The 11,038-nt window shown below is 45.1% G+C and carries 10 protein-coding genes and 1 pseudogene; 4 read left to right on the forward strand and 7 right to left on the reverse strand.

Translation table 11 applies throughout. The annotated features are described in order from the left end of the window. Window positions 1-50 precede the first annotated feature (50 nt). Entirely contained in the window at window positions 51-1,379 is a 1,329-nt protein-coding gene (miaB, locus tag R2Q26_RS11325; RefSeq protein ID WP_317536381.1) for a tRNA (N6-isopentenyl adenosine(37)-C2)-methylthiotransferase MiaB, read from the reverse strand. 294 nt (window positions 1,380-1,673) lie between these two features. Here miaB and R2Q26_RS11330 point away from each other — a divergent pair, with 294 nt between their 5' ends. The 3 genes from R2Q26_RS11330 to R2Q26_RS11340 all read left to right on the forward strand — a co-directional run bounded on the left by R2Q26_RS11330 (window position 1,674) and on the right by R2Q26_RS11340 (window position 3,498). Continuing rightward, complete coding sequence (locus R2Q26_RS11330; RefSeq protein ID WP_317536382.1) at window positions 1,674-2,852, forward strand: hypothetical protein; 1,179 nt, start codon at window positions 1,674-1,676, stop codon at window positions 2,850-2,852. Between the two features lie 108 nt (window positions 2,853-2,960). Further along, window positions 2,961-3,173: a hypothetical protein gene (locus tag R2Q26_RS11335; RefSeq protein WP_317536383.1), complete on the forward strand. Its 213-nt coding sequence runs from the start codon at window positions 2,961-2,963 to the stop codon at window positions 3,171-3,173. Between the two features lie 61 nt (window positions 3,174-3,234). Next, a complete protein-coding gene (locus R2Q26_RS11340; RefSeq protein ID WP_317536384.1) occupies window positions 3,235-3,498 on the forward strand; it encodes a DUF935 family protein in 264 nt (87 codons plus the stop codon). 104 nt (window positions 3,499-3,602) lie between these two features. Here R2Q26_RS11340 and R2Q26_RS15555 read toward each other — a convergent pair whose 3' ends face one another. From R2Q26_RS15555 to R2Q26_RS11355, 4 genes are all read right to left on the reverse strand, one after another. Next, complete coding sequence (locus R2Q26_RS15555) at window positions 3,603-3,824, reverse strand: DUF4917 family protein (RefSeq protein ID WP_411182338.1); 222 nt, start codon at window positions 3,822-3,824, stop codon at window positions 3,603-3,605. A 174-nt stretch (window positions 3,825-3,998) separates the two neighbouring features. Further along, window positions 3,999-4,460: a hypothetical protein gene (locus R2Q26_RS11345; protein ID WP_317536385.1), complete on the reverse strand. Its 462-nt coding sequence runs from the start codon at window positions 4,458-4,460 to the stop codon at window positions 3,999-4,001. A gap of 932 nt (window positions 4,461-5,392) precedes the next feature. Further along, window positions 5,393-6,373, reverse strand: coding sequence for a hypothetical protein (locus R2Q26_RS11350; RefSeq protein WP_317536386.1), 981 nt, complete (start codon window positions 6,371-6,373; stop codon window positions 5,393-5,395). Window positions 6,374-6,478: 105 nt separating this feature from the next. Continuing rightward, a complete protein-coding gene (locus R2Q26_RS11355) occupies window positions 6,479-7,033 on the reverse strand; it encodes a hypothetical protein (protein ID WP_317536387.1) in 555 nt (184 codons plus the stop codon). Window positions 7,034-7,358: 325 nt separating this feature from the next. Between R2Q26_RS11355 and R2Q26_RS11360 the strand changes: the two are divergent. Continuing rightward, window positions 7,359-8,274: pseudogene (locus R2Q26_RS11360) on the forward strand (phage protease). Between the two features lie 7 nt (window positions 8,275-8,281). Here R2Q26_RS11360 and R2Q26_RS11365 read toward each other — a convergent pair. Together R2Q26_RS11365 and R2Q26_RS11370 are read right to left on the reverse strand one after the other, a co-directional pair. Beyond that, window positions 8,282-9,412, reverse strand: a complete 1,131-nt coding sequence (locus R2Q26_RS11365; protein WP_317536388.1) for a YbdK family carboxylate-amine ligase — start codon at window positions 9,410-9,412, stop codon at window positions 8,282-8,284. Between the two features lie 7 nt (window positions 9,413-9,419). Continuing rightward, window positions 9,420-10,595 (reverse strand): amidohydrolase, encoded by a 1,176-nt coding sequence (locus tag R2Q26_RS11370; protein WP_317536389.1) that lies wholly within the window; start codon window positions 10,593-10,595, stop codon window positions 9,420-9,422. Window positions 10,596-11,038: the final 443 nt, after the last annotated feature.

Raw genomic sequence — 11,038 nt, forward strand, 5'->3', positions numbered from 1 at the left:
GTTACGATAGATTGCAAGTGATAATAAAGCTTTTATCGACTACTTGATCGCTATTCATGGATAATTTCCCCTCGCAATGAATGAGAAAGTGCTGCTGTAATCCTGATATTTATAAAATGACCAACCAGTTCAGGCGCCGCTGCAAAGTTGACTACGCGATTGTTATCGGTTCTACCACAAAATTCATCAAGGTTCTTTTTGGAAGGCCCCTCTACCAATACACGCTGACTCGTTCCCACCATGCCTTGACTAATGGCTTGCGCCTGCTGAGCAATTTTTTCCTGTAAGCGATAGAGCCGCGCCAATTTGGTTTCATGAGGGGTGTCATCAGGCAGATCAGCAGCAGGCGTACCAGGTCGTGGGCTGTAAATGAAACTGAATGATTCATCAAAATTCACGTCTTCAACCAGCTTCATGGTCGCTTCAAAATCGGCATCGGTCTCACCCGGAAATCCAATAATAAAATCTGAACTAATCGAAATATCAGGACGAACTGCACGTACTTTGCGTATGATCGATTTATATTCGAGTGCGCTATAGCCACGTTTCATCGCTGCCAGAACTCTGTCTGCACCAGATTGAACTGGCAAGTGCAAATGGCTGACTACTTTGGGTAACTTCGCATAGGCCTCAATCAAACGGCTGGTAAATTCCCGGGGATGTGACGTTGTATAGCGGATACGTTCAATGCCAGGGATCTCATGGATATACTCAAGCAACAGTGCAAAATCAGCGATTTCACCATCATCCATTTTACCAAGATAGGCGTTGACATTCTGTCCGAGCAAGGTAATTTCCTTAATACCCTGCATAGCCAGTCCGGCAACTTCAACTAGCACATCATTGAGGGGGCGCGATACTTCTTCACCGCGCGTATACGGAACCACACAAAAACTGCAGTATTTGCTGCAGCCTTCCATGATGGAAACAAAAGCCGTAACCCCTTCTGTACGAGCAGGCGGCAAATGATCGAATTTTTCAATTTCAGGAAAAGAGATATCGATTTGCGGTTGACCCGTTGACTCCCGTTCCTCGATCAATTCCGGTAAGCGATGCAATGTTTGTGGTCCAAACACCAAATCCACAAAGGGCGCGCGTTTGACGATTTCTGCCCCTTCCTGACTGGCCACACAGCCTCCGACGCCAATTAACAGATTCGGATTAGTTTTTTTCAGGTGCCGCACCCGTCCGAGATCATGAAAAACCTTTTCTTGCGCTTTCTCACGAACAGAGCAAGTATTGAACAAAATCACATCGGCTTCCTCGGGGTTATCGGTCAACTCCATACCCCTTGCAGCATGAAGTATATCCGCCATTTTATCCGAGTCATACTCGTTCATCTGGCAACCAAAAGTCTTAATATATAATTTATTACTCACGGAATATTACAAGTAGCTTAGCTGGAAATTGAATGGGTTATTTTGAAACGTCCGGTAAGTATATAACGGAAGAACGGGTGATTCCATCATCGATACTGCAGTAGAGACGGCTTGAAAGTACTTCATTTTTCTCAAAGCTACAAATCTATCGACCCCAACAAGGGGAAAAAGTTCTATGATTTCCTATAATTTAGAGGAGTACAATCTTTTCTCTACTGCCCGGGCACCTTGCAAAATTATTCTGACTCTAAAAATACCCTCATTATACAACCCAACCGACTAGACAGGATGACCATGCCTCACCAACCCGATTTATTCACTGATGAAATACCCGCTTCTTCCGAGCAAACTGTAAATAATTCCGCAACTGCACTGAAACTGACCACACAAGATTCCCAGCTAACGCCTGGTCAGCAGCGCTTCAACCGTTTACTCGAACGTATCGAGAAGCTCAAGAAACAGCTTCTTGAATTACAAGCCATCAGCGATGCGTATCGTCCGCTATACCACCAGACGATTGCACCGCTGCGCGAACGTCAGCTGGTGCTCACGCGTGAAATGGTGTTATGGCTGGATGAGCGATTGCAACGCAAGGGCTTAACCCCCACACAAAAACGAATCGCCACTACGATTCTATGCAATCTCTGTGAACAGCTCGCGGCGCATGGAGACGAGGAAATGCAAATCCTGCATGACAAATACAGCGTCGAAAGCCTGTCGCAGAAAGAACAAACCCGCATCGTGGAAATGCGCGCGATGATGGAAGACATGTTAGGAGAACCTTTGGCTGACGATGACTCGCTAGAGACTATGCAGGATGTATTTAACGCCGGCATGGCGCGGTTACGTGAGACTGCCGCTGAAGAAGAAGCACGCCAACAGGCTCGTGCGCGCAAAAGGAAACCCACTGCTGCCCAGCTCAAGGTCAAAGCGGAACAAGAGGAAGCAGAAACTACCCTGCGCAAGGTTTTCCGCCAGCTCGCCAGCGCACTGCACCCTGATCGCGAAAACGACCCTGATGAATATGCCCGCAAAACGGCTTTAATGAGTGAAGCCAATGCTGCTTATGATCGCCGTGATTTAGTGGCCCTGCTGCAGATTCAGCTGCGCACTGAACTCACTGACACGGCATCCATCGCCAAAATGGCAGAAGAAAAAATTGCCTCGCTCACGTTGTTACTCAAGGAACAGGCCCAGGAACTCGAAGACGAATTGCATCATCGCCGTCACGCTGTACGCAACGAATTGGGCCTCGAGTCTTATGAAACCCTGAGTACAGCTAATCTAAAACGCAACCTAAGGAGAGAGGAAGCTTCGCTCAAAGAAGATATAGACGCCATGCGGGAAGATTTGCAACTGATACAAGACGACAAGTTTTTCAAACGCTGGCTAAAAGATCATCATCAGCTATCTCGCGCAATCTCTATTGATGACTTTGATGATTGGGAGATGGAGTCGTTTAGATATAAATAGAATACAAACTACAAACTGTATCAAATGATCACTCCTCCGCGCAATGAGAGGGATAGGCCTGTAAAGACTCTTGCACAACTTCCTCCGTTAGCCAAATAAACAACTAAAATGGCGGTAGGTAAAAAGCAGTTGGAGCAGAAGATGCAGATGAGTTTTGGATCAATAGAACTGGCGCAACGTCTGAGAGGCTGTGAAAACGAAGTTTCGCTAGTTTCGCTAAAAAATCGTGCGAGCGCCCAAAGCGCGGGCTATCGAATGGTGGGGGAGAGGAACCGTTTGATTGCGTTGATGATGTTCAAGGCGATCCCGCTTGATCAGTGACATAGTTTGTCGGATGCTGCATTGCAGGGTACACACCACCCCTGCAATGCAGAGTGAAATAATGCATTTCGAAGCGGCTATCGAGAATGCACACATCGAGGCAAATCGGGCGTTGCAGATAAAGGTTCAGCAAACCAACGCCATGGGTAATGTGCATAATGAAGTACGCCATAACCTGATGGTATCAGACAGCCTTCAATTATGTGGCACACTAACGAGGGATCTGGTCATACCCATGATGGTGCTCAATATTGGCGGTATTGAGGATATGCGCCGCTCCCTCGCTTCACCATCGATCTGCGTGAACCGGAGGACTTTGGCTTGAAAAGGTGTCAGTCATTGTGGCTTGCACAGCCTGATCGGACGTGCCATAAAACCATTCTTCTCCATATTCATTTATGGCTACGTATCATAAATGCACTTCATGCACTATGCAATGACTGACACTTTTTTGAGTTCAAAGTCTTTTGTTCGAAAGAAACGGAACAAGCTCTTAACATCTTCGGTTAATAGCCTATGTTCAAACGCGTGTTCCACAAGCGACGCGTAATCAAAACGTTCGTCAACCGCTCTGCTAGCGCCATTTCCAAGCAGCAACGTACCTCTGTAGTTATGAGATATTTCATTCCAATAATGAATTCGAAAGGGCATTCTGGACCTTATTTATAACGCTTAACGCTCAGCATCAATAAGCGGGGACAGACCAAGGTTTCTAACTAAGCTCTGTTAACTCAGGAAACAATCGTGGTCTATCCCCTATTCTACCTATGGTCTTCATACCTCAACCCTTCCTATAGTTCTATGCTACTATGTGATTTCAGATGATTAGAGTCTAATAATAGTTTTAGGGTTTAGCCAAAATGCCCTAATTATTTTTTCTGCTTTGTCATTATCTATACTCTGCTCTGTTGGTACGGGATGATGAACACCAAGCTCCTTTGCTGGAATTGCATTATCTAAAGACTCAATATAATAAAGCCATCTAATGTCTCGTTGATGAGGATTTTTTGACAAATAATCTACTGGCAGTTCTGTTAATAATTTGTAAGTTTCACGTCTTGCTGCCAATCCTACACCAACATATCCGTATTCACTGGCGTATGCAAAAATCCAATCACCTTCTCCAATTCTGTTCCGAAGAATGCGTGTCCCATCATCACCCAATTCACCATCAAAACCTGCCACAATAACGTTTTTGTCTAAAAGATATGTCCACCAATCACCAAGTCGATGTTTGTTTTCTGGTCTAAGGGAAGCAATGTTGCCGATATTAAAATCATGATTCATTACATTTCCTTCTGAATTAAGAGCCTAACGTTGCGATAAAATAGAGAATAGGGGACAGACCACGATTGTTTCCAAAATTAACAGAGCTTAGTTAGAAACCGTAGTCTATCACCTACTCTATGTGGCGCAGCTGCGGGTTAAAGTACTGGTTATGGTTTTTCCGCATTGCTGCCGCTCCCTCTGGAAAAATAGTAACCAATAACACCGCCTACGAGCGTTGTGCAGAATGCGAGGATTTCATGGAAATATTGACTCTTAAGTGTTCCGAAGATGAGGACCATTAAGAAAGCACCCACCACAAGAATTATTGAAAGGACTGGTTGTGTACGATGCTTGAGCCGATATGTAAGCGTGTCAGTTTTTCCCAAGCCCCCACAAGTTCCGCATGCTAGGCCACTGTAATTTCCTTTCTTCAGCTCATTTTTTTGACGCACGCAGCACAGCTCTCTCCTGATGCGCTCGACTTGCACGTGCCAGTTCCATTGCAATGCGCACAATCATGAAGTTCTGCTTCTGTCACTGCTTGTATTCTCCCGAGAACCCTAACAAGTAATTATATAGTTTTTGTATATCTTCCATACTTTTGGCATTAACAACAACTAAATTATTACGTTTGTCATATTTACTAACTGTATATCATCCTAAATGGAACAATATATATAAATATCCCTACATTGCTAGCTATATCATATTATTTAGATGGATTATTGGATTTATTAGAAACAACTGGCTGTTTTAGTCGTGCGGAGCCATCACATCTGAAAAAATAATAGGAGACAGACCACGGTTTCTAACTAAATTTTGTTAATTCTGGAAACAATCGTGGACTGTCCCCTATTATCGAGTCGCGCCTTGCCCTGGAGCGTAGCAGAAGGGTAAGGCGTCGGACTCGAAGCACTTGTTATGTTCTCAGCCGCCCACCGTTTCGTGTGCTAGAAGGGAATATCATCGTCAAAATCGTCTAAGGCAGCGGAGTCCGCTTTCCGAGGTAAAGGAATGTTGCTCACTGTGTAGAGATTCAGAATGTCTTCCCGATCCATGAACATGATTTGGCTCCGCTTGGTAGAGTCAAGCTTTCCCCCGAGCCAGTTTCTCGCTTGTTTTGTAATTTCCCCTCCAGCAACAATGAAGGCATGATCTATCAGTACCTTCTTGTTTGTCTCTGGATCGAAAATCTCATGCCCAAGCATCATAAGTACCTGGTTGTGGATCTCTGCAATATTCACATTTGAGGCCTTGGTTGCTCCCGATGCGTCCAATTTTCCCTTCTTAGCTTGAATACCAAAGTAGAGCACATGCTGCGTAGGAAGAGCGTACCGCATCCAGACGTCCTTACCGTATTCTAGAGCCTTGTCTTTGTGCCCCGCTGCTGTAATTCGGTGAAAACCCAGTTGGCGAAATAGAGGAAGAAGAACCTCTTCAATTAGCTCATCTTCCGAACAGGACTCCAGATATTCGATTAGTTGCTCCCTGCGCTTAATTTCTTGCGGCGTAAACGGTCTATGAGGGTTGGTAGCTACCGATAACGTTTTTGTACCGATATGGCGAACATAAAGCAGATTGTCTTCGCCATAGAACGCCTCATAGCCCTCTCGTCCCAGAGGTTTATTAAGCTCTTCCAAAGCACGAGACCTGTCTGGATCGTCATCAGGAGCATCCTCTTTCATCATCAGCGTACGCAATACATGTACGAACATTTCGGGCAAGGCATATGCTTTCGGCTGTGGCTCCTGTAAAAGCTCTGCGAGCCTATCGGCAGTCCAAGCCCATCGAGTCGAGCCATCGTGCGCAAAATCGAGGTCGCACTCCTCGAAGAACTGAGTTATGTAGCTACTGGATCTATAGGGGAAGCTGTCATTATCCCCAATGACACACTCGGCAAGTGCTCGAAGATTCCTCGGTTTGAAATTCATACTATTTCGGTGTTCCCATGCATCTTATCAGGAACATAACGACCAAGCTGTGTGGCGCAAACGAAGCGTAGCGCAGTTTGCGTCCGAACAAGTGTTTTGTTAGGCCTAGCCAATAACCGGAACACCAACTATGAAGGGCTTTAAACCACCCTCGTGACGCTTCACAAAATTCTGGTAATTTTTCTGATATAGCTCGGTATTCTCAACTGAATCTAACCATAGCCTAACCCCTAAGATCATTTCCTTGCAAAAAATTGCCAAATCAATATTTAAAGCGTCATTCATTGTGTTGTAATGAAAGGTATTGGTTGTAGCACCTGGCTCAACAAAAATGATTCGCGAATATTTATTTTTTGGGTGAATAGTACGTCCTTGATGCAATAGAGAACAGCGAAACAAATAGCAAGCCTCGCCATCAAGAGGATTCTCCATTTCAGATAAATGTTCCCTCATATGCTCAGGCATTGATTCTTTAAGAATATCCACGAACCGAGGCCTTGCCCATTTTTCGTACCATGCATTGTATTTTGCTCCACTAGCCACGCCGTCTTCTGAGTCCATAGCTCCAGCAATGTCAGGCAAGGTTAACGCTGTAAAAAGCGAAAGATAGTAATTGCCTGACTGAAGAGATTGTTCAAGTTGATCTATTAGTAACCTCATAGCACGATTCCTTTAGAATTAGACGTCAGAAATGACGCAATATATTACGTCAAAAATGAAATCTAACACGGCAAGCTGCATGCTATCTCCTTATGTTTTATAAAATTGCGGCGATTTAGTTTTCATCATAACAAACTTTGTTAGATCCACAAATATGATGAATAGATCATGATTTTTTGACCAGATACGCGACGATTAACCCCTTGCTGCTTCACATTTGACTGGCATGTTAGTGAAGTGCTAATCTGTTTTTAGTTAACTCTCTGTTTTAAGGAGGAAACAATACCTCCTTAATTCCTCTCAATGCTGCCGATACCATGGCGGCATGAATCGAAAACAACCCCAACAAGTTCACTTATCTACTGGCTTGGCCGCGTGCGCTATTTCCGTAACGCCCAGCCGTGAAATCCAGCTATTCCCTGCTGGCGAATTTCGCTCCACCGACGGTCGCCCGAAGGATACACCGCACTGGTATATCAATGCCACGTTAGCAGCCAGCATCATTGCCGAGTTTGAAAGCCGCATAAACCGCACAGTAGTGGACTACGAACACCAAACACTGCTCTCTGCACAAAACGGCCAGCCCGCTCCGGCTGCGGGCTGGTTTATTCGCTATCGATATTGAATGGACCGAACGTGCCAGTCAAATGATCCAAGCTGGCGAGTACCGCTACATCTCCCCTGTTTTTACCTATGACAAGAAGACCGGCGCAATCAAACGGCTGCTGAATGCAGCATTGACCAACAATCCTGCGCTCGATGGCATGGACGCCGTCGCAGCATCTCAATTTTTATCCACTGAAGGAGAAGACATGCAACTAGAACAGCTACTGGCTGCGCTACATAAACTCACAGACCAGAATGAAACTGCGGATGCTGAATCTGTACTGGCAAACCTGACCACTCTGTTCACCTCAAAAGATGATGCCATCGCCGCCCTCAAAACTGCTGCCGATCATCCCGATCCGGCCAAATTTGTATCGATTGACGTGATGAAATCACTGCAGAACGAAGTAACAGCCCTCAAAGCAGAAAAGATCGAGCGCGAGGCGGATGAGGTGGTGGAAGTGGCTCTGTCTGAAGGCAAGCTGCTGTCAGCCAGGAAGACTGGGCGCGCCGAGGAGCAAGTCGACAATACCGGCGGTGCTAATGGCGCTAAGTCGATCAACGTGCGCCGTAAAAAGTATTTAAGTGGAAAAACTTGGATGGAAAATTGGGGCAGACACAAAATCCGCACATGAACAAGTGTTACTCAAGTTTAGTTACAGCCAAGTCATCTGCCAACTCCTTAATAAGCGTTGAAACAACTTTCTCGCATGAGTGGGTTTCTTGATAAACAGCGTGCTGACGCTGATAGCTTATATTCCGTTCTGCCACGCGCTTGACGAATTGTTCAAAATATTCCGATTCTCCTATTTCACTGGCATAAGGTTGGATTTCAGTTTGCACTATCTGCCAAATTTCATAGATAGATTTGAATGAGCCATTCTTATCGACTACACAGTTTGCTTTCAGCCCCAACCGCGAAGCCATATAGTAATTGTCTTTCTCAATCCACCAAGGTAATGCATGGAGCATATTTTCAATGTTGGCTTCCTGGTGTGCTAGCAGATAGGCTGCCAACACTCGAATAAAACTAGCGAGTTGCATTGACTCGGTAAGAGTGGGTTGTGCATCCATCACTCTGACCTCAACTGTGCCCCAATGCGGTCGTACTCTGATATCCCAATGGATGTCATTGATGGTTTGTATCATGCCAGCATGTTGCGAAGTTTTATAAAAATCCATGAATTGCTGCCAATCATTAAAACTTGGCGGTATACCATAACTACGACTGGCTGCTAGAATGCGCAGGCGATAAGAGACAAAGCCTGTGTCATAGCCGCGCCAAAAGGGTGAACTAGCAGAAAGCGCAATTAAAAGTGGCAGATAAGCCTTTAATGCACGCATCAGATAGATCGCTTCGGCTGCATCCTTGACACCAATGTGTACCTGGGTCGAGAAAGTGATCTGGGTATGACCTAAATAACCTGTGTCCTTTTCCATTCTCAGATAACGGGGCAACGGTGTAAACAAGGCTAATTCCTTGTCAAAGGGATGGGTGCCGGCAGCGCATAGCTCCATTCCCAGCATGAGACAGGTCTGTTTCACTTCTTTGACAAGTTGTGCGAGGTGTTCATGGACCTCTGCAGTATTTTCACCGACCTTGGAAATCACCTCGACGGTATTTTGGATAAACTCCGGTTTAATATAGGGTGACTCTTGGTAACACTCGAGCAAAGGCCCGATGCCGTTTATCAAGCTGAGATTTTCCTTATCGAGCAATTGCAGCTCGAGTTCTACCCCGACGGTTAATGGTTTTGAGGGAATGAATTCCAAAGTGAAATCAACTCAAATAGTCTTGTGCCGCCTCTCTGACGACTTCATCGAAAAATGCAGCCCCCACTTTCAATACCTCCTCATTGATATCAAATTCTGGACTATGTAACGGAATATATTCATTCTCATGCCGTCTTGCGCCAAAGCGTACATAGCAACCGGGTATTTTTTGCAGATAATAAGAAAAATCTTCTGATCCCATGCTCGGATGATCAAGGGTCATTAAGCCTGCGTGTCCGACCACTTTTTCAGCCGCGCGATAGGCAATATGGCTTTCCCGGGTCGTATTGACAACCGGTGGATAACCTTGTGTGATGTCAACGTCAACTTTGGCATTGTGTAATTCACCGATAGCTTTAGCCATACGCCTTAATCCCGTATGAATGTGATCACGCACTTGAGGCAAGGTGCTACGAATCGATCCCTCCAAGATAGCCTCCTCTGCAATCACATTAGGCGCACTGCCCGCGTGAACCGTGCCAATCGTCACCACAGCAGGATAGACTGGATTAATTTCTCGCGAGACTAAGGTTTGCATAGCAGTAATTAACAAGCCAGTAATCACGATGGCATCGGTCGCTTCATGCGGTCGCGCGCCATGCCCTCCTTTGCCTTTAATATGGATTTTAAAACGATCGGACTGGGCTGTGATCACCCCATCAGCTACCATGATTTCTCCCACACGATAGTGATGAGTCACATGTCCGCCAAATATTGCGCTGACCCCTTGCAACGCACCCGATTCCAGCACTATCCGTGCTCCACCCCCTTTTTCTTCAGCAGGTTGAAAGATAAACAACACGTGGCAAGGAGGGAGTGATGCTTTCAGCAAGGCAGCAGCACCCAGCACCATAGTCATATGCGCATCATGACCGCAGGCATGCATTTTACCTTTAATGCAGGAAGCAAAAGGCAAATTGGTGTTTTCGGTACCAGGCAGCGCATCCATGTCCGCACGAAGAGCAATGGTCGGCACCGCAGGATTCTCACATGACAGTTTGCCAATAACCGCATTGCCAGGACCCGTATAGTCATAAGGAATACCCAATTTGGTTAATTGCCTCATTAATACCTTGGCAGTCTCGATTTCTTCAAAAGCTAGTTCAGGGTGACGATGCAACTTGCGTCTAATTTCTACCATCCACTCATAAAGATGTTCGGATTTATATTTCTCTATCATCATCAGCACCACTCCTTATGAATTGATTCTTTTTTGCTAACTGATTATCGCTCTGGCTTTGCCGGCGAAAATGGCATAGTGAGAACTATATCCAGCCTGATTTATTGGCTTAATTACATATTTCTCTTTCCTTACTAGTGTTTAATTGCATTAATTTATTACAAGCTTTCCGAGATCTATATTTATAAAAAACAGTTGGTTAGCCAAGATAATAAAATAATTTATTTTTGCAATTAAACATCTCTAGCGAACCAATCATTATGTACAGGCTTCTGCTGTTCCATACCACTTTTGTCACTTTATCAAATTCGTCTCCTTTTCTTTCGCAATGCAATTCATTGTTTTTTGATTTTCCTAAATAGTCGTCCCTGAAAAAACCTTTTTCTCAACTACTAAGTTGTAGGTTAGGCATATTGCCAATCAATAGCCGATTAATATTGATTCCC

This window comes from Nitrosomonas sp. Is37, assembly GCF_033063275.1.
Lineage (GTDB): Bacteria > Pseudomonadota > Gammaproteobacteria > Burkholderiales > Nitrosomonadaceae > Nitrosomonas.

Coding starts and splice junctions, on each gene's coding strand:
- R2Q26_RS11330 (WP_317536382.1), top strand. CDS start 1,674: ATGCCTCACCAACCCGATTTATTCACTGATGAAATACCCGCTTCTTCC.
- R2Q26_RS11335 (WP_317536383.1), top strand. CDS start 2,961: ATGGCGGTAGGTAAAAAGCAGTTGGAGCAGAAGATGCAGATGAGTTTT.
- R2Q26_RS11340 (WP_317536384.1), top strand. CDS start 3,235: ATGCATTTCGAAGCGGCTATCGAGAATGCACACATCGAGGCAAATCGG.
- R2Q26_RS15555 (WP_411182338.1), bottom strand. CDS start 3,824: ATGCCCTTTCGAATTCATTATTGGAATGAAATATCTCATAACTACAGA.
- R2Q26_RS11345 (WP_317536385.1), bottom strand. CDS start 4,460: ATGAATCATGATTTTAATATCGGCAACATTGCTTCCCTTAGACCAGAA.
- R2Q26_RS11350 (WP_317536386.1), bottom strand. CDS start 6,373: ATGAATTTCAAACCGAGGAATCTTCGAGCACTTGCCGAGTGTGTCATT.
- R2Q26_RS11355 (WP_317536387.1), bottom strand. CDS start 7,033: ATGAGGTTACTAATAGATCAACTTGAACAATCTCTTCAGTCAGGCAAT.
- R2Q26_RS11370 (WP_317536389.1), bottom strand. CDS start 10,595: ATGATGATAGAGAAATATAAATCCGAACATCTTTATGAGTGGATGGTA.